The following is a 26448-nucleotide window of genomic DNA, read 5'->3' as shown; positions in this document are numbered from 1 at the left end:
TTTATTGTACCATGTATTTGGAATATGTCAACCGTTTTGCAGATTTTTTTTATAACTTTTTTGCCATTTTTGTTCCCTTTTAGGATACTGAAAAACTTACAAAGTTGAAACCCCCTTAAAATTCTTGTTTTCCCTTGTTTTAAAGGCATCGTTCTTTTCAAAAATTTTCATTTTTTCATTTATTTTCAATTTCTCCTAATTTAAAAAAGTTTAAAAAGAGCTGTCAAACGTTTGACATTTTTGCTGTTTTTTTTCATTTATCGCTTGCTTTTTTGATTAGAAATCGGTACTATGGAGGTAAGAAAAAATTCGGAGGAACGAAATGGAATGGACAACGGAACGTCGTTATCGACGCTATGAAGACTGGACAGAAGAAGAAAAGCAAGCTGTCTCTAAGAATATGGCTACATCTCCTTGGCATACACACTATCATGTAGAGCCAAAGTCCGGTCTCCTAAATGACCCAAACGGTTTTTCTTACTTTGATGGAAAGTGGATTTTGTTTTACCAAAACTTCCCATTTGGGGCAGCCCATGGGTTAAAGTCATGGGTTCAAACAGAAAGTGAAGACTTGGTTCATTTTAAAGAAACCGGTGTAACGCTTCTTCCAGATACAAGACTCGATAGCCACGGAGCTTATTCCGGATCTGCCATGCAGTTTGGTGATAAACTATTCTTATTCTATACTGGAAATGTTCGTGATGCAGAATGGGTTCGCCATCCCTACCAAGTCGGAGCGTTGATGGATAAGGATGGAAAGATTGAAAAAATTGATCAAATCTTGATTGACCAACCGGCTGATTCGACCGATCACTTCCGCGATCCACAGATTTTTAATTTCAAAGGCCAATACTACGCTATCGTTGGGGGCCAAGACCTTGAGAAGAAAGGATTCATTCGTCTTTACAAGGCTATCGATAACGACTACACCAACTGGGTTGAAGTCGGTGACTTGGATTTTGCAAATGACCGGACAGCTTATATGATGGAATGTCCTAACCTTGTCTTTGTTGGAGACCAATCTGTCCTTCTTTATTGTCCACAAGGATTGGATAAATCGGTCCTCGATTACGATAACATCTATCCAAACATGTACAAGATCGGGGAGAGTTTTGATCCAGAACAAGCCAAGCTGGTTGATGTATCTGAATTGCACAACCTAGACTATGGTTTTGAAGCCTATGCTACACAAGGATTCAACGCTCCAGATGGACGTGCCTATGTTGTCAGCTGGCTAGCTCTTCCTGATATTTCTTATCCAACGGATTCCTATGACTATCAAGGAGCTCTTTCACTAGTCAAAGAATTAACCATCAAAGACGGAAAGCTCTACCAATACCCAGTTGAAGCCATCAAAGACCTGCGCGCTGAGCGTGAGTCATTTGCCAACAAGGCACAAACCCAAAACTGCTATGAACTGGAACTGCAGTTTGAAAAAGATAGCCAAAATGAAATCGTCCTCTTCGCCGATCAAGAAGGGAAAGGGTTAGCTCTCTCATTTGACCTTGCAAATGGATTGGTCACAGTGGACCGTAGCCAAGCAGGTGAGCAATTTGCTCAAGAATTTGGAACCAGCCGTAGCTGCCCAATCGATAACCAAGCCACAACTGCTACTATTTTTATCGACAATTCGATTTTTGAAATCTTTATCAACAAAGGAGAAAAAGTATTTTCTGGTCGGGTCTACCCACACGCAGATCAAACTGGTATCTTGATCAAAGCTGGAAACCCTACTGGAAGCTACTACGAACTTGATTATGGTCGCAAAGCTAACTGATGTCGCCAAACTTGCTGGCGTCAGCCCGACAACTGTTTCTCGGGTCATCAATAAAAAAGGCTACCTGTCTGAAAAGACCATCCAAAAGGTCCAAGATGCCATGCGAGAGTTGGGCTACAAGCCCAATACAGTTGCTCGTAGCCTGCAAGGAAAATCAGCCAAATTAGTTGGTTTGATCTTTCCCAATATCAGCAATGTTTTCTATGCGGAGTTGATTGATCACCTAGAACACCAACTCTTCAAGCATGGCTACAAGACCATTATTTGTAATAGTGAGCATGATTCCGAAAAAGAACGGGAATATATTGAGATGTTGGAGGCCAACCAGGTGGATGGTATCATTTCAGGAAGTCACAATCTTGGAATTGAGGATTACAATCGTGTAACGGCTCCGATCATTGCCTTTGACCGTAACCTTTCTCCTGAGATTCCAGTCGTATCCTCAGACAACTATGCTGGAGGGATCCTCGCAGCTGAAACCCTCGTCAAGACCGGGGCTCAAAACATCATCATGATCACAGGAAATGACAATTCCAACTCCCCAACAGGTCTTCGCCATGCCGGTTTTGCTTCAGTCTTGCCAAATGCTTCTATCATCAATGTTTCCAGTGATTTTTCACCCATTCGCAAGGAAATGGAAATCAAACAGATTCTAAGCCAGCAAAAACCCGATGCCATTTTTGCTTCGGATGATTTGACAGCTATTTTGATCATGAAAGTTGCAAAAGAGCTGGAAATTCCAGTTCCTCAACAACTTAAAGTGATTGGTTATGATGGCACCCAGTTCGTCCAAACCTATATTCCAGAGCTTACAACCATCCAACAACCGATCAAAGAGATCGCAGTCTTGACAGTAGACCTCTTGCTTCAAAAAATCGACGGCCAAACCGTTGCAACGACAGGCTATTTCTTGCCGGTTAGTCTTCATTCCGGCAACAGCATCTAATCCCTTGCTATATAGTTCCTTCTCACAATTTTCAAAGGCTGGACACGCGTTTGCCCAGTCTTTTATTTTTCATCGTAAATTTTCAAATTAAGATTGATACAATTTTTAGGAAAATGAGGCTGGGACAAAAGTCCTAGTCTCTTCTTGTTTTTGGAGTGTCGAGCAAGACGCAGTGGTTGAGTGGGCTCTACTAGGCTGATTTCATCAGCTTTTACAGCCCTACACAACTGTGCGGAGGTGGGACGACGAAATCGAATTCTAACGAATGACCGATTTCTGTCCCACTCTCTATTTTGTGTAATGGATCAGTGTTAACCTGCACTTTCTTTTGGAACATATGTCATTCTTTTATTTCATAATCTATGTTTAGATTGAAAATGACAGACAAATTTTTTGAAAATCGTTTGCAAATAAGTTAAGATAGGTGGGTAAGAAAAGAGTAACCGCTTACTTATGAAGGAGGACATTTTATGCCATATAAAACAAGCAATGCAGAAGGACCTGTAGATTTTATTAACACTTATGATTTGGAGCCTATGGCTCAACAAGTCATTCCAAAAGCTGCTTTTGGCTATATCGCTAGCGGAGCAGAAGATACCTTTACATTGCGTGAAAACATCCGAGCTTTTAACCATAAGCTGATTGTCCCTCATACGCTTTGTGATGTGGAAAATCCAAGTACAAAGATTGAATTTGCAGGTGAAAAGCTATCTTCACCCATCATTATGGCTCCAGTTGCAGCTCATAAATTAGCCAATGAACAAGGGGAAGTGGCTACTGCTCGTGGTGTACATGAGTTTGGTTCCCTCTATACTACAAGCTCCTACTCTACAGTTGATCTTCCAGAAATTACGCAAGCCCTTCAAGGGACTCCTCATTGGTTCCAGTTCTACTTTAGTAAAGATGATGGGATTAACCGCCACATTATGGATCGCGTGAAGGCAGAAGGCTATAAAGCGATCGTCTTAACAGCAGATGCGACTGTTGGGGGGAATCGTGAGGTTGATAAACGAAACGGCTTTGTCTTCCCAGTTGGGATGCCAATCGTAGAAGAATACCTACCTGAAGGTGCTGGTAAGTCAATGGACTTTGTCTACAAATCAGCTAAACAACGCCTGTCTCCACGAGATGTAGAATTCATCGCTGAATACTCAGGCTTACCTGTTTACGTTAAAGGTCCTCAATGCCGTGAAGATGTTGAACGTTCTCTTGCTGCAGGTGCATCTGGTATCTGGGTAACCAACCACGGTGGACGTCAAATCGATGGTGGCCCAGCTGCCTTTGACTCACTTCAAGAAGTTGCTGAAGCAGTTGACAAACGTGTACCGATTGTCTTTGACTCTGGTATTCGTCGTGGGCAACATGTCTTTAAAGCCTTGGCTTCAGGAGCAGACTTGGTAGCTATTGGACGCCCCGTTATTTATGGCTTAGCTCTAGGTGGTAGCGTAGGTGTACGCCAAGTCTTTGAACACTTGAATGCAGAATTGAAGACCGTGATGCAACTATCTGGAACTCAGACGATTGACGATGTGAAACACTTCAAACTTCGTCACAATCCATACAATCCAACTTTCCCAGTAGATCCTCGTGATCTGAAATTGTATTAATAAGAAAACAGGAAGTGGGACAGAACGAATATTGACTAAAAATCGTTCCTTGTCCCACTCTCTATTTGTTTTAGAGAGTGCAAACAGGGTGTACACGGAAAATGGTATCATAAACTTTATAAATACATTTTTTAACAAATATCTTGCTAGAGATTTCATTTTCTGTTATACTGATGAGTAAATAATATTATAAAGACATTTGGGGTGCTTTAGGCTGAGATGATACCCATTGAACCTGCTACAGTTAATACTGGCGAAGGGAAATGTGAAAAGGTTTTTTTCGTGTGTCGAAAAGAACTGTCTAATCTTATAAGCAAAACTCTAATTCTTGATTGTAATTGGAGTTTTTTAATTTTTACCAGATAGACTAGATGTAGAGTATTGTGGTACGTCTTTCTTAAATGCCCGACTGTCTTAAAAAGGAGTTTTTATGTTTAAAAAATGGCGTTTAAAAGATGTTATCTTACTTGCTTTCTTGTCTATCTTTTTTGGTGGCGTTTTTGTAGGTTCAGGATATCTATATAATATTTTGACTATTGGCTTAACACCTCTAGGTTTACAGGCTTTTGCCAACGAAATATTATTTGGTCTTTGGTGTATGGCTGCACCTATTACGGCTATTTTCATCCCAAGAATCGGTAGTGCAACTATTGGAGAAGTTTTAGCTGCCCTTGCTGAAGTCCTTTACGGTAGTCAATTCGGTTTAGGAGCTCTATTATCCGGTTTGGTTCAAGGGTTAGGAAGTGAATTCGGCTTTCTTATCACCAAGAATCGTTATGAAAGTTGGCTTTCACTGACCGCTAATAGTATTGGAATTACACTCTTTAGCTTTGTCTATGAATACATTAAATTAGGTTACTATGCCTTTTCTCTTCCTTTCGTACTATCCTTGCTTTTGGTACGTTTTGCATCAGTATTTTTCTTCTGTGCGATTCTAGTTCGGACTACGGTCAAACTTTACCATCAGTTTTCTGCTGGGAGTGAAGTATAGATGGGGGTGGAATTAAAGGGGATTGTCTATCCCTCTTTCACAAAGCCGATTGACTTTACATTTCAATCCCAAGCCTTTACTTTATTGGTTGGAAAAAGCGGTTCGGGTAAATCAACCCTTTTTCAAATTATTGCCCAACTCAGTCCAGTGCCATATAGTGGTCAGATCCTTATCGATGGAATTGACATGAGACAACTTTCTGTAGCTGAACGTGTCCAATTGGTCGGTATCCTATTTCAAAACCCCAACCATCAATTTACCATGGAGACCTTGTTTGAGGAATTGGTCTTTTCCTTAGAAAATATTGCTTATCCAATTCAGGAAATTGAATCTAAAATAGCGGAAGTTGTGGAGAAATGTAGAAGCCAAAAAATTCTCCACCGTCCGATTCACCAATTGTCAGGTGGAGAAAAACAAAAAGCGGCCCTAGCAGTACTCTTTGCCATGAATCCTAGTGTCTATCTTTTAGACGAACCCTTTGCATCAATTGATCGTAAAAGTCGGCTTGAGATACTAGGGATTTTGAAGGAACTGGTTGAAGCAGGTAAGACGATTATCCTCTGTGATCATGATTTGTCTGACTACGAAGCCTATATCGACCATATGGTTGAACTAAGAAATGACGAAGTCAAAAAAATATTCAAAATCCCTTCCTCTGAAACTAGAGAAGTTTTTTCAAAGGAAGTCGGCAATTGTCAGGATCTTTTCCATCTGAAACAAATGACCTGTATCCTAAATGATTCTCCTCTCTTTTCCATTACTGATTTTACATTTTATGAAGGGGTTTCCTGTATCCTAGGGGATAATGGTGTTGGGAAATCAACCCTCTTTCGTTCCATTCTCCAATTTCAGAAGTATAAAGGGAAGATTCGTTGGAAGAATAGGCTATTAAAAAAGAAAAAAAGTCTATATGATGATATAACATATGTGGTACAAGAGGCGGATAAGCAGTTTATCAGAGCCAGTCTCAAGAAAGAACTTCAGTTAGATGACCTAGATAATGAGAACGACAAAAGAGTCAAGGAAGTCCTGCAATTGTTTGATTTGGAGAATTCCTTAGATAAGAGTCCCTATCAGTTAAGTGGAGGACAACAAAAGATGGTTCAATTATTAACGATCATGACAAATCAAGCCACTGTTGTCTTATTAGATGAACCGTTTGCAGGTTTAGATGATAGGGCTTGCGATTATGTTTGTAGGTGGATAAGGGAGGAGTGTCAAAAAGGACGTAGCTTTTTAATTATTTCCCATCGTTTAGATCCGCTTGTGTCACTAGTTGATTACTGGATTGAAATGACATCTACAGGGTTAAAATATCTTAAAGAAGTTTCTATCACAAGGCCACTAAGATCTCGTGGTATAGAAGATAAAACGGAGGTGAGATAGAATGGTTAAAGTCCCCACTCAAACTCCGGTAACAATCCTCTTTTTACTACTTTTATCCTTGGAAACCTCCTTTGTTCCATCGGTTCCTCTCAATCTATCGGTTGCCTTCTTTTGCATCGTCTATATGTGCTTTTATCGCAAGTTTCATATGATGATTTGGATGGTTTTCTTGGCTATCCTACCAGGCTTTGCCAATTACTGGGCAGTTCATTTACATGGAGATGTTTCCCAAGCAGTTTTACTTGGAACCAGGGGTTTTGTGACAGTTTGTATAGGGATTGTATTTATCTCAAGCATCTCACTAAAAGAGTTACTCTTGTATTTGGCACAAATGGGATTGTCACGGTCTTGGGCCTATGCCTTGTTAGTGGTTTTCAATGCTTTTCCGCTGATTCAGAAAGAAATTAAATCCATAAAGGAGGCCTGTTTGTTACGAGGGCAAAAATTGCATTTTTGGTCCCCTTTGATTTATAGCAAGGTCTTGATTAGCGTCTTTAGATGGCGACATCTATACTTAAGAGCCTTATCAGCACATGGCTATGATGAAGATGCCATGATAGAAAAGTCCTATCGGAACTTTTATATTCCCAGACAGACAAAAATCATCTACCTACTTATCTATTTAACCCTTCAAATCAGTCTGTTTTTATAAAGGAGTTATTATGGAATTTACAGATATTGCTATGGAATTATCCAGGGAGGCCTGGCAGGCTTCCTTTCAGCACCCTTTTATTTTACAGTTACAAAAGGGAAATTTAGATCCTTCCATTTTTCGCTATTACTTGATTCAGGATGCCTACTACTTAAATGCCTTTTCAAAAGCCTATGATCACTTAGCTGAAAAAACTTCAAAACAAGAAATGAAGAGACTTTTGAAACAAAATGCTCAGAGCTTAGTCGAAGGTGAGTTATTTATCCGTCAACAGTTTTTCAAGGAGCTGGGGATTGATGACAAGGAAATGGCAGAGCAGCCGATTGCTCCAACCTGCTACCATTATATTTCGCATATTTATCGTCAATTTGAAGAAGAGAACGTAGCCATTGCTTTTGCGAGCTTGCTCCCGTGCCCATGGTTGTACCATGACCTAGGTAAGGCACTTAATCTTCATCCTTCACCAGAAGTCCTTTATCAGAAGTGGATTGAAACTTACATTACAGATGAACTCGAACAGCAAATAAAAGAAGAGACGGAACTAGTCAATCAACTCTACAGTGAAAGTGACGAGCTAGACAAGAAAAAAATGCTCGAAGCCTTCCGAATTAGCGTTTATATGGAAGCACAGTTTTGGGAAATGGCCTACCAGCATCAAACATGGAAGAGCACTTTACAGGCTTTAGAAAAAGGAGATTAATGAAAAATGAAAACCAACCAATTACAAATTCATAAATTAACCGTTTTATCCATGATGATTGCCCTCGATGTGGTTCTGACACCTATCTTCCGTGTCGAAGGAATGGCACCTATGTCTAGTGTTGTGAATATTTTAGCAGGAACCATAATGGGACCAGTCTATGCTTTAGTCATGGCAACTGAGACTGCTTTTATCCGTATGACAACACAAGGAATTCCTCCTTTGGCCCTAACAGGAGCTACCTTTGGAGCTCTACTAGCCGGACTCTTTTACAAATATGGTAGAAAATTCTACTTTTCTGCCTTAGGAGAAATCATCGGTACAGGAATCATCGGCTCTATTGTCTCTTATCCTGTTATGGTATTTTTCACAGGCTCAGCTGCAAAACTCAGTTGGTTTATTTACACACCACGATTTATCGGAGCTACCTTGATCGGGACAGCCATAGCTTTTGTATCATTTCGATTTTTAATTACCCAGAAATTCTTTAAAAAGGTACAAAGCTATTTCTTTGAAGAAAGGATTAACTGATGTATACCTTTCAAAATCCCTTTCCTCTATCTGAAAGTCATTTAATCCATTGTATCACTAACGAAATTTCCTGTGAGATGGTCGCTAATGCAATTTTGGCTCTGGGCTCTAAGCCAGTAATGGCAGATGACTCCAGAGAGGTCCTTGATTTTACCAAGCAAAGTGCAGCTATCTTATTGAATTTAGGGCATTTGTCAGCTGACAAAGAACAAGCGATTCTTAAGGTAGCATCCTTTGCAGCTAAATCCTCGCTACCTATGGTTTTAGATGTGGTTGGCGTCTCTGCCTCTCCTATCCGCAAGACCTTAGCAATGGATATTTTGACATATTCTCCAACCATTATTAAGGGAAATATGTCTGAAATTCGAAGCCTAGTGGGTTTGAAGCACCATGGAGTTGGAGTGGACGCCAGCCAGAAAGATCAAGAAACAGCAGATTTAGTGGGGGTCCTGAAAGACTGGTGTCAAGGCTATCCAACAAGTACATTCTTAGTTACCGGTCCTAAAGATCTCATCGTTTCACCTAATCAAGTTGCCATTTTGACAAATGGTTGTCTAGAACTGGACTGGATCACAGGAACGGGAGATCTTGTAGGCGCTCTAGCTGCGGTCTTCCTTAGTCATGGGACTACAGCCTTTGAAGCATCTTGTCTCGCAGTGTCTTATCTGAATATCGCTGCAGAGAAAATTATAGACCGAGAAATGGGGCTAGAAGACTTCCGTTTACAGACTCTTAATCAATTGTCTCTCTTAAAAAAGGATGCCAACTGGTTAGATGCAATCAAAGGAGGCTATTATGCTTAAAGAAACGCTTAGACTGTATCTGGTTACGAATCGCTACCAAGATCCGCTTGAAACCTTCCTTAAAAAAGTTGAGCAAGCTTGTCAGTCAGGTGTTACCATGATCCAGCTACGAGAAAAACAGCTCACGACCAATCAGTATTATGAACTTGCAAAAATGGTGAAACAAATTACCGATACCTACCAAGTTCCTTTGATTATCGATGATCGTTTGGATGTGTGCCTAGCTGTCGATGCTGCAGGACTTCATATAGGAGATGATGAACTCCCAGTTTCAGTAGCCAGACAAGTCTTGGGCACAGAGAAAATACTAGGTGTAACTGCAAAAACAGTGAAAAGAGCACTCGAAGCAGAAGAATCTGGGGCGGATTACTTAGGAACAGGAGCAATTTTCCCCACAACAACCAAGGAAAACGCCCCTATTACCCTCATTTCTACCTTAAAGGACATCTGCCAAGCAGTCGGTATTCCAGTCGTAGCGATTGGCGGTTTAACTTGTGAAAATATCCATCAACTTTCTGGAACAGGTATTGCTGGTATCGCAGTAGTTCGTGATTTGATGCAGGCAAGAGATATTGAAGCAAGAACCCAAGAATTTTTAACAAAATTAGATCAAATCATCTCTAAATAAAAACTCTCTCATTCCCAATATATGGGGAATGAGAGAGTTTTTTTAATCTTTATAAGTTGTATGGTTAACAGGACCAGAACCATGCCCAAGTTCAGGGGCATCTTGGATAGCTCTTGTGATAAAAGCCTTGGCCTTATCAACTGCTTGATAGAGGGTTTTCCCTTTTGCAAGCTCAGCAGTGATAACTGCAGCAAAGGTACAGCCAGTACCATGGGTATGGCAAGTTTGAATTCGTGGACTTTCCCAGACAAATTCTTCATCCTTTGTGAAGAGGAAATCTTTGGCACCACCTTCGAGGTGTCCTCCTTTGATAACAACTGATTGAGGCCCAAATTCTTTTAGGATCAAACGCCCAGCCTTTTGCATATCTTCTTGGTCTTTGATAGAAAAGCCGACAATTTCTTCTGCTTCAGGAAGATTGGGTGTAATAATCGTTGCAAGAGGCAGCAAATTTGTTTTGAGATAGTCTCTTGCACTTGTATCAATTAAAGCGTCTCCACTAGTAGCTACCATCACAGGATCAAGCACATAGGGACAATCAAGTTGCTTTAAGTAGGGTTGGATCATCTCCATGATTTTCGTAGTCGCAAGCATACCAGTTTTTACAGCTTGAGGGGAAATATCTGAAAGAACACTTTCCAATTGAGCTTTCAGCATTTGAGGAGAAACATGCTCTATTAATTGAACCCCCCTGGTATTTTGAGCGACAAGACTAGTTACAACGGCCATTCCATAGACACCTCTAGCTTGGAATGACTTTAAATCAGCCATTATTCCAGCTCCACCGCTAGGGTCAGTTCCAGCAATTGTTAGAGCAACGGGTAAATAAGTCATCTAAAACCTCCCAACCAGCTGAAGTTTGTATTTGGTAAAACAAGATAAAGTCTGTATCAAGAAGTCAATTAGTGGCTTATAAACCATTGTTATTTTGTCCACTTCCATCAACTAGCATTACCTAGATCGAGTCAAAGGGTCTAACAGTCGTTAATCTCAGCTTTACGCACCCCTAGTGGTTGTTTTCTTTTTTCTTTAGTATAGCATATTTTTATACTTTATATCGTAAGATTAGATTAAAATTAGGTCCAAAATAGATATTTCCTTCAATCAAAAAAGAGCCCGCGGGCTCTTTTATACTATGCTTCTGTCACAAATTGGCTGAGAACACCATTGACAAAACGTGATGAAGTCTCATCTGAAAAGGCCTTAGCCAATTCGACTGCCTCATTCACAGCAACAATCTGTGGAGTGTCAAACTCTGTCATTTCAAAAATTCCAAGGCGCAGAATATTTTTCTCTACCAAGGTCAAGCGTTCTACTGTCCAACCAGGCTTCAAATGTTGACCGATTTGTTTGTCTAATTGATCTTTTGACTGATAAACGCCGGTCACGATATTCAAGAGGAAGGCCGGAAGATCAACTGTTGCATCTTCTGCCACGTCCTTATCATGCAGATAAGCAAAGCGACAAGCTTCGACAATGTCTCCATCGTACTCCAAGGCCATCAAGGCTTGGAAGGCACGCTCGCGTAAATCTCGACGTGATTCTAATAAAATTTTATCAGTCATTGAGGAAGTCCTCATTAAACAAGTCTTTCAAGTCTGGTTTTGGAGATTTTTCTGTTGCAATCCCTACAACGTGGATATTAACCGCATCCAAGGTGACATCCGCCATATCATACACAGCAGATTTCACAGCCTTTTGGATCGCTACTGCTACAGATGGTACCGCCACTCCATATTCAAGGTAGAGATAAATATCCACTGAGACCTGACCGTCTTCTTCTGTATGAAGGTAGACGCCACGACCAAGTGAGCGTTTTGAAAGGCTATCTGACACGCTCTTATTTTCAAGAGAGTAAACTCCCTCTACTTTTGCCGTTGCAATCGCAATAATTTTTTCTAATACACGTGGTGCAATAACGATGTCACCAAATTGTTCAGTTGCCATAGAAGTTCCTTTCTATTTGACACCCTGAGAGGTCTCTTACGCACGAGAAACGTAAGTTCCTTCTGCAGTGTTGATAACGAGTTTTTGTCCTGCTTCGATGAAGTCTGGAACGTTTACAACAAGTCCTGTTTCCATTGTTGCTGGTTTTCCAGAACCAGTCACTGTAGCACCTTTGATCGATGGTTGAGTTTCTGTGACTGTCAATTCAACAGTAGTTGGTACAGTTACCCCAATCACTTCACTTCCGTAGAATTGAATTTTCACTTCTGAATTTTCAAGAATGTAAAGCAATTCATTTTCAACATTGACTACAGGGATTTCGTATTGGTCATAAGTTTCTGTGTTCATGAAGTAGGCTGTGTCGTCCATTTGGTACAAGTATTGGGCTGGGACAGTCTCAAGAATCGCTTGTTCAAATTTTTCTTCTGGACGGTAGCTTGTGTCAAATGTAGAACCAGTACGGACATCACGTAATTTCATCCGCATGATGGTATTTCCTTTACCTGGTTTGTGGTGACTTGCTTCCAAAACGCGAATCAATTTTCCATCTGCTGTGACAAACGTCATACCAGCTCTTAATTTACTTGCTTCGATCATGTTTTATTACCTCTTTTTTAAAAATAGATTACTCTTTATTGTAACACACTATTTGATTTTTCTCAAACAGCAATCTTTTCTTTTTAGGAAGGAAAGAGTGCAGAGACTAGCGATTGGAGACTCTACATCTCTGAGCCTAGTTTCCTTCTATTCATCAACAGGGACAATATTACCATCAGCATCTTTGGTCACATGGACATATTTGCCACCCACCTCAATGTAGAAGGTTTTGGGCTTGTCTTGAGCTGGTGCTGCTTGTTGTTGCAGATCATTTCCCAGAGCTTGACCCAGATTCATCCCCATAATCATATTCATGCCATTGCCACCTTCATTTTTGGCAGCTGCCACCAAGGCCTCATTGCGGGCGCGACGCTCTTCAATTTCAATGGTATTGTACTTCATCGCTGCCAATTCACTGTCCAGTTTATTGACCTTGGCCATACTATCAGCATCATAGCTCAGATCTTCGATCAGGACATTGGTTAATTCAATACCATATAGTTCTGACCACGTTTTGTTGACTTCGCGTTTTGCGACTTCATTGAAAACGTCTTGATCTGCATTGATATTGTAAATATCCGCCTTATTTTCAGCTGTATATTTTGAAAGGGCGACGGCAATTTTTGGAGCGAGGTTTTGGCGCAAGGTTCCCTGAGCTACATCTTCCAAGGTAAAAGGTTTATCTGCCGTAATTTGGCGACTGACTGCACTGACATAGAAAAGAACCGGATCTGCTATTTTCACATCATAGAGACCATAAAAGCGAACGCTCAGAAGCTGTTGGTAACGGTCGCTAAAGTACTCGACTGGGTTTTGAGTTCCAAATTTATTTCCTGTAAAAGGTTGCATCCGTACAAAAACAATTTCTTGTTGGGTCACCACTTGCCCACCAAATGAGAAACGATTCTTGAACTGGTCCCAAGTCCCTTTCACTCCGCCTTTTTCAAACAGCCAAGCATTCTCACCAGCTTGCCATTCGTGGCTTCCTGCTTCTAGAAGGTCTCCCAAAAAGGTTCCATTATTGACTAAAAGAGCGACATAGCCTTGAGGAACAATGACAACAGAGCCATCTGTCAACAGACCAGTATTTTGGTTGCTCTGGCGTGAGCGTCCGTCCGGATCTTTGGTCAACAGTTGTCCCTTGATGGCCAAAGCTGTTGCTGGAACAGCTTCTGGCAAGGTAATAGCTTCCTTAAATTTACTATCTTGAAAACTTGAAATGCCCGCTGAAAGGGCTGCTTTAATAAATCCCATATATTCTCCTATCTGTAGAATTCAATTTCATCCACAACTTCATAAACATCCAAGACCCAATCTTTTGGATTGTGTTTCAATGACGCTTGGCAATACTCACACTTGTCGATCGTATCGATGGTCAGTGGCGCACCACAGTTCGGACAGTGATCACTTAAGACCTCAGAATTCTTAATGATCTCTGTCTGAGCCCCGTGTTCACGGAGAAAGACCATACGGTATACTGTAAAGAGATCTTTGGTCGGATCCCCTTCGATCACACGACCCGATTCATCGTCTCGGATGTAATCTCTCATTGTTGAAGACAAAATAACTTCGATGCGGTCATTGCCTTCTGGATTTTCGATAAAGTCTTTGATTTTAGAATTTTCAACACGCACGCGCTCTAGAACATTGGTCGTTTTTGCTCGAATATGCTCCTGCAACTGAGTCAAGTGTTGCTCATAAAGACTAGTACTTTCTAAGCTCCGCACGGAATTCCAATCTTTTTCTGTCCAAGCAGATTGTAATTGAAGGTAAACCAGCTTGACTTGTGACAAGAAGCGATCTTCATCAAACATTGGGTCCAATTTTCGGATACGGCGGCTTCATAGTTGTTTTCAATTGGTCGACCAGCACGTTCCTCGGTTGTCCGTTTTGGACCACTGCCACTACTTGAATCCTCTGAGTCATTTGAAAGGCCACCATTTTGTTTAATGGCATTAAACACGAAGGCAAGCAAAACAATCATGATGGTAAGACCAGTCAAAAACCCAGATGACGAAACTGAATCTGACGAGCTATAACTACTTGAATCACTTGACCAGCTACTACGACCAGACCAGCTGCTATCGTTGTCTGACCAACTACTGCCTCCACCAGACCAACTACTGCCCCCTCCACCTGAATCAATCAAGCTACTACCACCGCTATCTGTATTTCCAACACCAGCATGGGCAGAAGGAACGCATACAAATAAGAGAGCTGATAGAAGAATTCCCAATACTAAAATTCGTTTTTTCATAGGCCTCATTTCTTATCTTTGTTTGTTACACAGGGGTTAAGAAAATACTGTCTATTTTATAGGACAATCAATTCTTTAGGTGCAAGTGTCAAGACTTCACAGCCAGTTTCTGTGATCAAGAGGTCATCTTCGATGCGCACACCAGAGAGACCTTCAATGTAAATCCCTGGTTCATCTGTCAAGACCATCCCTGCTTGAATGGCTTCTTTAGACATTTGGCTAAAGTAGGGTTCTTCATGGATATCAAGCCCAATTCCGTGACCGATTCCATGAGTAAAGTATTGGCCATAGCCGGCTGCTTCGATCACATCACGTGGGATTTTATCGAAATCACGGAAACCAAGTCCATCTTTGGCCGCAGCAATCAAGGCTTGATTGGCTTTCAACACCGTTTCGTAAATTTCTCTTTCCTTGTCGCTGACATGTCCAGCATAGATGGTCCGTGTCATATCGCTGACATAGTGATCATACAAGCAACCAAAATCGAGGGTCAAGGCATCTCCTGCTGAAATCACCCGATCACTTGGAGTTGCGTGTGGCATAGCAGAACGTTCACCAGCTGCGGAGATGATATCAAAAGATACACCTGATGCTCCCAACTCCCGCATTCTAAAATCGAGGAAAGTTGCTGCTTGCAATTCTGTCGTTTGTCCCACCTTGATATAGTCCAAAATATCACGGAAGGCTTGGTCAGAGATACTACAAGCTTTTTTAATGGCCGCAATCTCTGTTTCATCCTTGACCAAGCGCAATTCCATCACAAAGTTCGTTAGGGATTGAAGGTTGATGCCACTGAAAACAGAAGCCATACGGGCATGGTAGGCCACCGTCACTTCGTCCTCAAAACCAAGTTCTTTGATTCCAAGATCCTTGACGATCTCAGCCGCTGCAGTCAGCTCATCACGGGTTTCTACGATCTCCACAAAGGGGAAACAAGTCGCATGAGCATGAATGGTGTAGCGCGAATCCGTAAAGAGGACCACGCGTTCTTCTGTCACCAAAGCCGTCCCGTTTGAACCCCAGAAATGGGTCAAATAATAGACATTTTTCAAATTGTTAATCAGTACCGCTTTAAGGTTTTTGGCCTTCATTTTGTTTCGTAAATTGTCGATCTGTTGATTCATTGTAATTTTCCTTTCAAATATTGTCCTGTATAGCTAACAGGATTTGCTGCGACTTCTTCTGGCGTTCCGGTCGCAATAATGGTTCCGCCACCGACACCGCCTTCAGGTCCCAAATCGATGATGTGGTCTGCCGTCTTAATGACATCCAAATTGTGCTCGATTACAAGGACGGTATTTCCATCATCCACAAACCGCTCTAAGACTTGAATCAAGCGAGAAATGTCTTCGCTATGAAGTCCTGTCGTTGGTTCATCCAAGATATAGAAGGATTTACCTGTAGAGCGCTTGTGCAATTCAGAAGCCAACTTCATCCGCTGTGCTTCCCCACCTGAAAGGGTGGTCGCTGGTTGACCCAACGTTACATAGCCCAAGCCCACATCTTGGATGGTCTTGAGTTTGCGTTCAATTTTCGGAATATGCTTGAAGAATTCGACTGCCTTATTGACCGTCATATCCAGTACTTCTGCGATATTTTTTTCCTTGTAGTGGACCTCAAGGGTCTCACTATTGTAGCGACGTCCATGGCAGACCTCACAAGGTACAAATACATCGGGCAAGAAGTGCATCTCAATCTTGATAATACCGTCACCAGAGCAGGCTTCACAACGGCCACCCTTGACATTGAAACTAAAGCGGCCTTTTTTATAGCCCCGAATTTTGGCTTCATTGGTTTGAGCAAAAAGGTCACGGATATCGTCAAAAACGCCTGTATAAGTTGCTGGATTGGAACGAGGGGTCCGGCCGATCGGGCTTTGATCAATGTCGATCAATCGATCGATATGCTCAATCCCCTGAATGGTCTTGTATTTCCCTGGTTTTTCCGAATTGCGGTTGAGCTTTTGAGCGATGGCTTTTTTCAAGATGCCATTGATCAAGGTCGATTTCCCAGAACCGGAGACGCCAGTGACTGCGATGAATTTGCCCAGAGGAAAACGTGCTGTAATATCTTGTAAGTTGTTCTCACTGGCCCCTGTAATTTCAATAGAACGACCATTTCCTGAACGGCGCTCTGTTGGGACCGGAATCTTGCGCTTGCCGGACAAATACTGGCCGGTGATGGATTTACTATTACGAGCCACCTGCTTTGGAGTTCCCGCGGCAACGATCTCTCCACCAAAGACACCGGCACCTGGGCCGACGTCGATCAGGTAGTCTGCTTCTCTCATGGTATCTTCGTCGTGTTCGACGACGATCAAGGTATTGCCTAAATCACGCATCTTTTTAAGACTGGCAATCAGGCGGTCATTGTCCCTTTGATGGAGGCCGATTGACGGCTCATCCAAGATATAAAGGACACCAGAGAGGTTGGAACCGATCTGGGTTGCCAAGCGAATCCGTTGGCTTTCTCCACCTGATAGTGTTCCTGCTGAGCGTGACAAGGTCAAGTAATTAAGACCTACATTGTTTAAGAAGGTCAAACGATCTTTGATCTCTTTTAGGATCGGTCTTGCAATCGTGGCTTCATTGTCCGTTAAGACCAATTGATCCACGGCTTGTAAGTGGTCCGCAATCGATAGATCTGACACCTCCCCGATATGCATCCCTTTCTCCCCACCGACACGAACAGAAAGAGCCTGGTCATTGAGACGGTAGCCATGGCAGGTCGCACAGGTCAATTCGTTCATATAGGAGCGCATTTGGTTGCGGGTAAAGTCACTATTAGTCTCACGGAAACGACGGTGAATATTGTTTACGACCCCTTCAAAAGGAATCTCAATATCCCGAACTCCACCAAACTCATTTTCATAGTGGAAGTGGAATTCTTTCCCGTTTGAACCATAGAGAACCAAGTCCTTTTCTTCTTGAGAAAGATCTGAGAAAGGCTGATCCATATCAATGCCAAAATGGATCATGGCCTGCTCCAACATCTGAGGATAGTAGTTGGAAGAGATAGGATTCCAAGGGGCAAGAGCTCCTTCACGAAGGGTTAAGCGATCATCTGGTACCACCAAGTCCAAGTCCACCTCCAGCTTAATGCCTAACCCATCACAGTCTGGGCAGGAGCCGAAAGGCGCATTGAAAGAAAAGAGACGGGGTTCTAATTCAGGGACGGTAAAGCCACAGACTGGACAAGCATAGTGCTCAGAAAAGAGCAGTTCCTTGCCATCCATGGTATCAATGACCACATAGCCATCCGCAATCCGAAGAGCTGCCTCAATCGAATCAAAGAGGCGCGAGCGGATTCCCTCTTTGAGTACGATCCGGTCCACCACCACTTCAATCGTGTGCTGTTTGCTTTTAGACAGTTCTGGAACCTCTGTTACATCATAGATCTCACCGTCTATGCGGACCCGAACATAGCCGTCTTTTTGGACTTTTTCAATGATATTCTTGTGCTGGCCTTTTTTCTTGCGGATAATGGGAGCTAGAATTTGCAGGCGTTGGCGCTCTGGTAATTCCAAGACTTGATCGACAATTTGCTCAACTGAAGAAGCGGTAATCGCTCCATGCCCGTTGATACAATATGGCGTACCGACACGCGCATAGAGCAGACGCAGGTAGTCATTGATCTCAGTTGCTGTCCCCACAGTGGAACGCGGATTCTTACTGGTCGTTTTTTGGTCAATGGAAATGGCTGGACTCAATCCGTCAATCGAATCCACATCTGGTTTTTCCATATTTCCCAAAAACTGACGGGCATAGGCTGATAAGCTTTCCACGTAGCGACGCTGGCCTTCTGCATAGAGGGTATCAAAGGCCAGACTGGACTTTCCAGATCCAGACAAACCGGTCACCACGACTAATTTGTCCCGTGGAATTTCCACATCTATATTTTTTAAATTATGGGCACGGGCCCCATGAATGACAATTTTATCTTGCATATTCTTACTCTAATCACCTTTTTGTTAACCTCCATTATAACAAATTTTTTAGTATTCTTTTATCCAAAACCGTCCTTTTTCTGATATAATGTTAAGGTGTAACAAAAACAAGGGAGGGTACCATGAAACAGGTCTTTTTATCGACAACGACTGAATTTAAAGAAGTAGAGACACTAGAACCTGGTACCTGGATCAACCTTGTTAACCCTTCTCAAAGCGAATCAATGGAAATCGCTTCTGCCTTTAATATTGATATTGCAGACTTACGGGCACCGCTCGATGCGGAAGAAATGTCCCGTATGACCATTGAGGACGACTATACCTTGATCATCGTTGACGTCCCCATCAAGGAAGAGCGCAACAACCAGACCTATTACGTGACCATTCCACTTGGAATTATCCTGACAGAAGAGGCTATTATCACGACTTGCTTGGAGAAATTGCCACTTCTCGACATCTTTATCCACCGGCGTTTGCGCAATTTCTATACCTTTATGCGGTCGCGCTTTATCTTTCAGATCCTCTATCGTAACGCTGAACTTTACTTGTCTGCGCTTCGTACCCTGGATCGAAAGAGTGAACAGATTGAAAGCCAATTGCACAAATCAACACGTAATGAAGAGCTGATTGAGTTGATGGAGTTAGAAAAAACCATCGTCTACTTTAAGGCCTCACTGAAAACCAATGAGCGCGTGATCAAAAAATTGACCAGCGCCACCAGCAACATCAAGAAATACCTAGAAGACGAGGATCTATTGGAAGACACCTTGATCGAAACCCAGCAGGCTATTGAGATGGCAGATATTTATGGAAATATCCTCCACTCCATGACTGATACCTTCGCATCGATCATCTCCAACAACCAGAACAACATTATGAAAACCCTGGCCATGGTAACCATTGTCATGTCCATTCCAACCATGATTTTCTCAGCCTACGGGATGAACTTCAAGGACAATGAATTACCGCTCAATGGAGAACCAAATGCCTTCTGGCTCATCATCTTTATTGCCTTCGCCATGACCGGCTCCCTCGTCGTCTACTTGATCCATAAAAAATGGTTCTAACCAAACTTGTCTATCAAAGGAGTAACTATGTCTCACACAGACCTTCACCAACTTAGTAAGAAAAATCAAGAATTTATCCGTATTGCTAAACACCAATTGCTTGAAAATGGGAAAACGGAAGAAGAAGCAGAAAGCCTCATCCAGGAAATCCTTCCAGCCATCCAAGAAAATCAAGGAAAAGGGATTCCGGCACGGACTCTTTTTGGAGCTCCAACCGTATGGGCTAATTCCTTCAGCGAGAAAGAACGCTATGAAAAAGAGCATCCTGCTTTGAACGATGCTCCTTCCTTGATGATTTTGGATTCCTTCCTCTTTATCTTTGGTGTCTTTGCTGCAATCAGCGCCTTTATGAACCTAATTGCACCGCACCGTTCTGCTTATGGCTTGATTACTTTGATCCTCGGTAGTTTGACAGGGGCTCTGCTCTTGTACCTCATGTACTACTTCTTCTATCAGTATATGGACGGCACCAAAGATCGCAGCGAACGCCCTTCTCTTTGGAAATCCATGCCGATTCTTGTTGGAGTCATGTTCCTTTGGGTGATCGTTCTATCACTCACCTCTCTACTTCCAAAATTCCTCAACCCAACCATTCCAGATGTCCTTGCTATCGTATTGGGAGCATTGGCCCTTGTCCTTCGCTACTATTTCAAAAAACGCTACAATATCAAAAGTTCGAGCACAGCACCCGCAACTCGACGCTAAAAAATACGGCTCTATAATTTCTGTAGTGGGTAAAACCACTGTAGGAATTATGGAGTCTATTTTGTTGTAGAAAAAAAGCTCCATAAAATCTATAATGAAAAAGTAACCAAACCCTCATTAGAAAGAATCTTATGGAACAATTAAATTTTATCATAAACTCTCCTAGAAGAGTGATTTTATATAAGAATATGCCTTTTAAATTTTGAGGGCATCAATTCTATACTATTGATAAAATCATCTATCAAATTTATTTTATTGTCTCTGGTTAATATCTCAAAACATTCAAAAAATAATATCTCACTATCTATCAATTGCTGTATATAGTCATAGATAGTATTTAATTCAAATCCCTTCTCTAATAACAAATTAACTAGGGAACTTATTTTTAAAGGTGTTTTACAAGTCTCGATAATGTCTGAAAGAACAATGTTTAAATCCGTCAAGACAATTTTTTGTATATCTGATTGGCAAAAATACAGCTTCTGATTTAACAGCTTTGTTCCGACTCCTATTAAATTGGGATTTAAAAATACGAATAGTTCTTTTAATACATCTCGTTCTCTCAAAATCAATTTTAAAAAATCAAAAGCCCACTCTGTAGAAATATCTGTTATCTTTTCTACACTCTTTGATTCACATTTCAGATTTTCTTCTATCGCACCATGAGAAAATTCTCCTACTCCTACATATCCAAACGTGAAGAATGTTGAGGGACGTGTACAAAATCTAATAAAATAATTTTCTAAAGTTCGTAATAATCTTCTCTTTTTTTTCTCTGGTTTTTTATAAAAATTTGATAGCTCCATAAAGAGAGTGCGATTACAAAGTAAAATTGCTTCTTGAAGTAAAACGTTTTTCCAAAGGTACTCATAGCAGCTGTCTATGTTATCAAATTTTAGCGAGTAATACTCCTTTAAAGCCCAATTATTACCTGTTTTTTGTCTATAAATATATTGAGGTAGTATTTCTTTTTTCATAAATTTTTCCTAGCAATTTAGTGTGATTATGATATTTTACCGTTAAGTAAGCATTCCTTCTTCAAGAGTTATCACTTCATCAAACATTGAGATAAAAGTATCTGATGGTTCGTGAGCAATACAAATAATCATTTTTTCCTGCAATGAGTCCACTAATTTTTCAATACGCAATCTATTTTCTTTATCTAGAGACGATGTAACCTCATCCAAAAGTAAAATTTCCTTATTCGCAAGCAGAGATCTAGCAAAATCTAGTCTCCTCTCTTGTCCTCCAGATAACTTATTTTTGATGGGATCCTCTAAATTAATATTTTCTAAGCTTACCTTTTGTAACACTTGATGAATTAGACTTTTATCATAGTCTTTATACATTGTCAAATTATCAATAGCTGGTTTATCAAAAATAAATGTTTTCTGCTCCACGTAAGCAACTGATGAGTAATCTAACTTAATGCTAGTTAAATCCTGTCCATTAACTAAAATATTACCATTAGTATTAAAACCATCTGGTATCAAACCTATTAATGCATTCAAAAGTGTACTTTTCCCACTACCACTTTTCCCAACAATAAGATACTTTTTACCCACCTTAAATGTTAAATTTATATTTTGTAATATATTTTGTTTCTCACCTAATATTCCGAAATCAACAAGTTCAATTGTATTAATTTTTACATTTTCTGTCTTGGTGGAATCCTCAGATACTTGATGTATAGTTTCAACTAGGTCGTTAACCAATTTTTTTGAAGACAATATATCAGTATAGCTATGCTTCATGTTAGTAATTGGGTATGTAATATACATCACTAATTGACGAAGTCCGATAAATTCTCCTAGAGAAAGTCTTCCCTTGAGTACAAAAAATCCTCCTACTACCCAAGCTCCCTGATTTACAAGCATTGTTATTGCATAAGATATTGCCTCTATTGAATTTGCCTTTTTGTAATAAGTTACATTAGTTTGTTCTAACTGCTTACTTTTTGAATTCACTATATCAATGAAAGAGTGCACTGCATTAAATAGTTTGACTGTCTTTAAACCAGAGTAAAAATCTGATACCACATTAAAATAATTTTCTTTTGATTTTACACTTACATCTCTTGCATTTTGTAAAGAATTTTGAGTTAACAAAGGATAAAAAAGAGGAAGTAAACTCAAAACGACCATTATGATAGTATATGACGGTTGTATAAACAAAGATATGACTGAGGCAAAAATAAAAACTAAAATATCATTAGTTATACTAATAATTTGCTCTAAATATTGTTTTTCTAAGACTTCTAATTCATTAGTATAGGTTGAAATATGCATTTCAGGATTACTACGATAAACATCAATCAATGGTTTTCTTCCGTTACTATCAGTCAAATCACTTCGTATATCATGTAAAATTTTTTGAATTAATTTCTGATTTGAAACTTCAACACAGTACTCCATTGCAGAATCAAAAACTATGTAGACTAGCAACAACACTACATATAAGATGAATGTTTTTGAATTAACATTTGAAATAGAATCAATAATGCCTTCTAGCACAAAAGCCAAGCTCAGTACAGAAATTGCTCCAATAATATTTACTATTAAGAATTGACCTACTAAAAAGGGATTTTGATAAAAATATTTTTTCATTCGAGATTCTTTTATAACTTCTTTAATTAATTAACCTAATAAAAATCAGGAGCGATAATAATTATCACCCCTGACTCAACAAAATGCACTTAAACATGCACGCTGACTTGGCTGATTTCTTCCCATCAAGATAGCAGCTACATCAATGTCGCCAACATCAATAGAAACATCTTCTTGTTTTAAAGTAAGTTCTGTATTTTCCATACGATGTATGTCCTTTCATAAATATATTTAAGATTTTTATCCGATGAGGAGAAATCTTATCAAGCCTCATAATTGTCATCATAGATTAGTCTGAACAGTTATAAAACTTTTCCATTTTCAGAACCTGAATCAATCCCTCTAGCGATCTTATGAACTTGAGTTCCTCCAGTAATCCCTAATAGAATTACGCCTATGACTAACAAAACAACAATTTTCCTAAACAAACTTCCCGTGTATCTCTCCTTTTATTTTCCCGCATTTATTTTATCACTTCAAAATCAACTTGTCAAGAACTTCTATAATCTTTTTTTATTTTTTTTCATTTGATATTTTTTTGTATTTTGCGATAGATTAAAAAAACGATGCTCACTTGAACATCGTATCTATTATTCTGTTATATCTGCAATATAATGCTCAACTTTCAAAGTCATTGGCATGTTTTCCTCAAGTTTGTATAGGAAATGAGCTGTCTCAAAATATTCTTTCACTGAACTTTTAGAAGAAAAATTTTCACTTACATTTCCCATCAATAAGTACAAGTCAGCTAATAGATAAGTTGTTCTGTAATCCTTACACTGCTTTATAGTAGCTGAAATTTTAGTAATAGCTTCTTCAATATTGTTCTGTAACCATAGATAACGACAAACGTTATAATTAAACTTAATAGATAATTCTAGCTCTTCAATTGTGTTTAAATTAAGTTGATTTACTTGATACTCTAGTTTCTCACGAATTTCATTAAAACGTTCTAAATCTTCTGTATCATAATAAAAATTGAATAGAGTATTTGAAACTTGAAAGTAGTTCAAATCAGATACACTTAACTGAGATAGCATCTTCTCTAATCGTGTAATCGCATCATCTTTCTGTCCGTAAAAATAAAAATCTATAAGAGACTTTATCCACTCCATGTAAAACTTATCTGCTAAAGATAAGCGATGAGCTTTTACATTTTCTAGTTCATATATATACTTCAATGATTCATAATTTCGGTTTGTTATAAATGTCTGTGATAATTTTTTAAACTCTGATAACTCATCAATCTCTTCTACGATTTGCTCATCAAAAAAGTAGTTCATACTGACTTTTAATTTCTTAGAAAGAGCATGTAAAAAATCTGCTCCAGGGGTAAACTCTCCACTCTCTAATCGACTGATTTGCCCTTGTTTACAGATACCCTCAGCTAATTCTCGCTGAGACATTTTTAATTCCTTTCGTCTATTTTTTAATCTAGTTGCTAATAATGTGCCCACGTTTGAATCTTCCTTTTCTATTTGATTTCAATGTCAATTGTAACATGATTAAATCTAAAATTCAAATCAATAATCAAAAAGATACAAATTATAGATAAATTTCGATTAAGAATTTTATTTCCCAATTTGTAAAATTAAGCTAGACAGAAAAAGCCATCTATGTTAGACTCAGATAAACACCACATTTGTCTGAAAGGAACTAACATAAATGGACACCTCCTTGCGAAAATGTTTACTTTTTGATGATATTATAACTATTTTTTATGTGGCGTTAATTTAAATGAGTAAAATATTTTCATATCAAATAAAATTTCGCCTCTAGTTGATATCTCAATCTAGAAAATTGACTTTTACATCAAATTTTGTCAAAAGACAAAAGAACTGCCCAGAGGCAGGTCTACCGGATCTAATTCGCTCTCTGATTTTCAAGCTCGTGAAAAAGAGGTCCACTGGACCTGAAAAAAAGACCCGTCAGGGTCTTTTCTTTAATCTTCGTTTACGAAAGGCATCAAAGCCATTACGCGAGCGCGTTTGATAGCTGTTGTTACTTTACGTTGGTTCTTGGCTGAAGTTCCAGTTACGCGACGAGGAAGGATTTTCCCACGTTCTGAAACGAAACGGCTAAGAAGCTCAGTATCTTTGTAATCGACATATTCGATTTTGTTTGCTGCGATATAATCAACTTTTTTACGGCGTTTGAATCCGCCACGACGTTGTTGAGCCATGTTTAATTCTCCTTTATAGTTTTAATTCGTTAAACCCATTCTTAGAATGGAAGATCGTCGTCTGAGATGTCCATTGGATTGGCTCCAAATGGATTTTCCTCACGACCAAAGTTTGGTGCTGCATTGCTTGGTTCTGATCCACCAAAGCTTGGTGCTGCATTTCCAGCAAAACCACCGTTGCCTGATGAATAACTACCAGCTGCATGCCCTTCGCGTGCTGCACGACTTTCCAATAGTTGGAAGCTGTCTGCTACGACTTCAGTGACATAAACACGTTGACCTTGCTGGTTTTCGTAATTACGTGTTTGAATGCGACCGGTAATCCCAATCAAAGCACCTTTCTTAGCCCAGTTGGCCAGGTTTTCTGCTTGCTGACGCCAGATCACACAGTTGATGAAATCAGTTTCGCGTTCTCCATTTTGACTCTTGAAGTTGCGGTTTACAGCTAGGCTGAAAGTAGCAACTGCTTGGTTACTAGAAGTGTAGCGAAGTTCAGCATCACGGGTCAAACGACCGACAAGTACAACATTGTTAATCATAAGTCACCTCAAATGATTTCTTACGCGTCAACTTTAACGATCATGTGACGAAGAATGTCACCGTTGATTTTTGAAAGACGGTCGAACTCGTTAAGAGCTACAGCGTCGTTCGCTTCAACGTTTACGATGTGGTAAAGTCCTTCACGGAAATCTTGGATTTCGTATGCAAGACGACGTTTTTCCCAATCTTTTGATTCAACAACAGTTGCACCGTTGTCAGTCAAGATAGAGTCGAAACGTGCTACCAAAGCGTTTTTAGCTTCTTCTTCAATGTTTGGACGAATAATATAAAGAATTTCGTATTTAGCCATTGATAATGTTCCTCCTTTTGGACTAATGACCCCAAGTCTTTGCATGGGGTAAGTGAGGTTTACTCACAAGAAACTATTATACCAGACTTTTCTAGTAAAGGCAAGGATTATCTGTAAGATTTGAAAAAGGCTTTTCGATAAGACCAATCATCTCAACGGAGTGTGGTTCGAAATCATGACATTTTATAGAAGAACCTCTACCCCTTTTCCCTTCCTTTCCTTAAAGAAAACTGATATCAGTTAGCTTTAAGCTTGAGTCTTTATACTAGC

The 26448-nt window shown here is 40.0% G+C and carries 26 protein-coding genes, 1 pseudogene and 2 riboswitches; of the genes and pseudogenes, 12 read left to right on the top strand and 15 right to left on the bottom strand.

What is annotated here, in order from left to right:
* The first annotated feature begins 322 nt into the window (after positions 1–322).
* From HA044_RS05860 to thiE, 10 genes are all read left to right on the top strand, one after another.
* Positions 323–1777 (top strand): sucrose-6-phosphate hydrolase, encoded by a 1455-nt coding sequence (locus HA044_RS05860; protein WP_187540099.1) that lies wholly within the window; start codon positions 323–325, stop codon positions 1775–1777.
* A complete protein-coding gene (locus tag HA044_RS05855; protein WP_187540097.1) occupies positions 1758–2723 on the top strand; it encodes a LacI family DNA-binding transcriptional regulator in 966 nt (321 codons plus the stop codon). The genes HA044_RS05860 and HA044_RS05855 overlap by 20 nt, the downstream gene beginning before the upstream one ends.
* Positions 2724–3193: 470 nt before the next feature.
* Complete coding sequence (gene lctO, locus HA044_RS05850) at positions 3194–4330, top strand: L-lactate oxidase (protein ID WP_187540087.1); 1137 nt, start codon at positions 3194–3196, stop codon at positions 4328–4330.
* A 190-nt stretch (positions 4331–4520) separates the two neighbouring features.
* Positions 4521–4609, top strand: a riboswitch (TPP riboswitch).
* Between the two features lie 151 nt (positions 4610–4760).
* A complete protein-coding gene (locus HA044_RS05845; protein WP_049486253.1) occupies positions 4761–5321 on the top strand; it encodes an ECF transporter S component in 561 nt (186 codons plus the stop codon).
* The gene (locus tag HA044_RS05840; RefSeq protein WP_187540085.1) at positions 5322–6707 is read left to right on the top strand and encodes an ATP-binding cassette domain-containing protein; all 1386 of its coding nucleotides are present in this window, start codon (positions 5322–5324) and stop codon (positions 6705–6707) included.
* Between the two features lies 1 nt (position 6708).
* The gene (locus HA044_RS05835; protein WP_049474073.1) at positions 6709–7359 is read left to right on the top strand and encodes an energy-coupling factor transporter transmembrane component T; all 651 of its coding nucleotides are present in this window, start codon (positions 6709–6711) and stop codon (positions 7357–7359) included.
* Between the two features lie 10 nt (positions 7360–7369).
* Positions 7370–8059 carry a thiaminase II gene (gene tenA / locus HA044_RS05830; RefSeq protein WP_187540083.1) on the top strand — a complete coding sequence of 230 codons (690 nt, stop codon included), beginning with the start codon at positions 7370–7372 and terminating at the stop codon, positions 8057–8059.
* Between the two features lie 6 nt (positions 8060–8065).
* Positions 8066–8590, top strand: a complete 525-nt coding sequence (gene thiW, locus HA044_RS05825) for an energy coupling factor transporter S component ThiW (protein ID WP_187540081.1) — start codon at positions 8066–8068, stop codon at positions 8588–8590.
* Positions 8590–9393: a hydroxyethylthiazole kinase gene (locus HA044_RS05820; RefSeq protein WP_187540079.1), complete on the top strand. Its 804-nt coding sequence runs from the start codon at positions 8590–8592 to the stop codon at positions 9391–9393. Before thiW ends, HA044_RS05820 begins: the two co-directional genes overlap by 1 nt.
* Positions 9386–10021, top strand: coding sequence for a thiamine phosphate synthase (thiE, locus tag HA044_RS05815; RefSeq protein WP_049474077.1), 636 nt, complete (start codon positions 9386–9388; stop codon positions 10019–10021). The genes HA044_RS05820 and thiE overlap by 8 nt, the downstream gene beginning before the upstream one ends.
* A 42-nt stretch (positions 10022–10063) precedes the next feature.
* Here the strand turns inward: thiE and thiD are convergent, their stop codons facing one another.
* From thiD to uvrA, 8 genes and pseudogenes are all read right to left on the bottom strand, one after another.
* A complete protein-coding gene (gene thiD, locus HA044_RS05810; protein ID WP_187540076.1) occupies positions 10064–10855 on the bottom strand; it encodes a bifunctional hydroxymethylpyrimidine kinase/phosphomethylpyrimidine kinase in 792 nt (263 codons plus the stop codon).
* Between the two features lie 86 nt (positions 10856–10941).
* Positions 10942–11039, bottom strand: a riboswitch (TPP riboswitch).
* A gap of 115 nt (positions 11040–11154) precedes the next feature.
* On the bottom strand, positions 11155–11586 hold the full coding sequence (nusB, locus tag HA044_RS05805; RefSeq protein ID WP_187540074.1) for a transcription antitermination factor NusB: 432 nt from the start codon (positions 11584–11586) through the stop codon (positions 11155–11157).
* Positions 11579–11968 (bottom strand): Asp23/Gls24 family envelope stress response protein, encoded by a 390-nt coding sequence (locus HA044_RS05800; protein WP_003005404.1) that lies wholly within the window; start codon positions 11966–11968, stop codon positions 11579–11581. The genes nusB and HA044_RS05800 overlap by 8 nt, the downstream gene beginning before the upstream one ends.
* Before the next feature lie 36 nt (positions 11969–12004).
* Positions 12005–12565: an elongation factor P gene (efp, locus tag HA044_RS05795; RefSeq protein WP_187540072.1), complete on the bottom strand. Its 561-nt coding sequence runs from the start codon at positions 12563–12565 to the stop codon at positions 12005–12007.
* 147 nt (positions 12566–12712) lie between these two features.
* Positions 12713–13819, bottom strand: a complete 1107-nt coding sequence (locus HA044_RS05790; protein WP_187540070.1) for an SPFH domain-containing protein — start codon at positions 13817–13819, stop codon at positions 12713–12715.
* Positions 13820–13827: 8 nt separating this feature from the next.
* Positions 13828–14822: pseudogene (locus HA044_RS10160) on the bottom strand (TIM44-like domain-containing protein).
* Between the two features lie 56 nt (positions 14823–14878).
* The gene (locus HA044_RS05780; RefSeq protein WP_187540068.1) at positions 14879–15946 is read right to left on the bottom strand and encodes a Xaa-Pro peptidase family protein; all 1068 of its coding nucleotides are present in this window, start codon (positions 15944–15946) and stop codon (positions 14879–14881) included.
* Positions 15943–18768 carry an excinuclease ABC subunit UvrA gene (gene uvrA, locus HA044_RS05775; protein WP_187540065.1) on the bottom strand — a complete coding sequence of 942 codons (2826 nt, stop codon included), beginning with the start codon at positions 18766–18768 and terminating at the stop codon, positions 15943–15945. Before uvrA ends, HA044_RS05780 begins: the two co-directional genes overlap by 4 nt.
* Before the next feature lie 122 nt (positions 18769–18890).
* On the opposite strand from uvrA, the gene HA044_RS05770 reads away from it, so the two are divergent.
* Both HA044_RS05770 and HA044_RS05765 read left to right on the top strand, forming a co-directional pair.
* Positions 18891–19835 carry a magnesium transporter CorA family protein gene (locus tag HA044_RS05770; RefSeq protein ID WP_187540063.1) on the top strand — a complete coding sequence of 315 codons (945 nt, stop codon included), beginning with the start codon at positions 18891–18893 and terminating at the stop codon, positions 19833–19835.
* Positions 19836–19862: 27 nt separating this feature from the next.
* The gene (locus HA044_RS05765) at positions 19863–20540 is read left to right on the top strand and encodes a DUF1129 domain-containing protein (protein WP_187540061.1); all 678 of its coding nucleotides are present in this window, start codon (positions 19863–19865) and stop codon (positions 20538–20540) included.
* Positions 20541–20716: 176 nt separating this feature from the next.
* Here the strand turns inward: HA044_RS05765 and HA044_RS05760 are convergent, their stop codons facing one another.
* The 7 genes from HA044_RS05760 to rpsF all read right to left on the bottom strand — a co-directional run bounded on the left by HA044_RS05760 (position 20717) and on the right by rpsF (position 26178).
* The gene (locus HA044_RS05760; protein WP_187540059.1) at positions 20717–21517 is read right to left on the bottom strand and encodes a lantibiotic dehydratase; all 801 of its coding nucleotides are present in this window, start codon (positions 21515–21517) and stop codon (positions 20717–20719) included.
* A gap of 42 nt (positions 21518–21559) precedes the next feature.
* Positions 21560–23146, bottom strand: coding sequence for an ABC transporter ATP-binding protein (locus tag HA044_RS05755; protein ID WP_187540057.1), 1587 nt, complete (start codon positions 23144–23146; stop codon positions 21560–21562).
* A 75-nt stretch (positions 23147–23221) separates the two neighbouring features.
* Positions 23222–23350 (bottom strand): hypothetical protein, encoded by a 129-nt coding sequence (locus tag HA044_RS10005; RefSeq protein WP_262407545.1) that lies wholly within the window; start codon positions 23348–23350, stop codon positions 23222–23224.
* A 386-nt stretch (positions 23351–23736) separates the two neighbouring features.
* The gene (locus tag HA044_RS05750) at positions 23737–24603 is read right to left on the bottom strand and encodes a helix-turn-helix domain-containing protein (protein ID WP_187540055.1); all 867 of its coding nucleotides are present in this window, start codon (positions 24601–24603) and stop codon (positions 23737–23739) included.
* A 485-nt stretch (positions 24604–25088) separates the two neighbouring features.
* The gene (gene rpsR / locus HA044_RS05745) at positions 25089–25328 is read right to left on the bottom strand and encodes a 30S ribosomal protein S18 (protein WP_000068664.1); all 240 of its coding nucleotides are present in this window, start codon (positions 25326–25328) and stop codon (positions 25089–25091) included.
* Between the two features lie 41 nt (positions 25329–25369).
* Positions 25370–25867: a single-stranded DNA-binding protein gene (locus HA044_RS05740; RefSeq protein ID WP_187540054.1), complete on the bottom strand. Its 498-nt coding sequence runs from the start codon at positions 25865–25867 to the stop codon at positions 25370–25372.
* A gap of 20 nt (positions 25868–25887) precedes the next feature.
* Positions 25888–26178 carry a 30S ribosomal protein S6 gene (gene rpsF, locus HA044_RS05735; protein ID WP_003005040.1) on the bottom strand — a complete coding sequence of 97 codons (291 nt, stop codon included), beginning with the start codon at positions 26176–26178 and terminating at the stop codon, positions 25888–25890.
* Positions 26179–26448 lie beyond the last annotated feature (270 nt).

It is taken from the genome of Streptococcus sp. IMAU 99161 (assembly GCF_014435245.1).
GTDB lineage: Bacteria > Bacillota > Bacilli > Lactobacillales > Streptococcaceae > Streptococcus > Streptococcus lactarius.
This window is presented reverse-complemented; position numbering and strand designations above follow the sequence as displayed.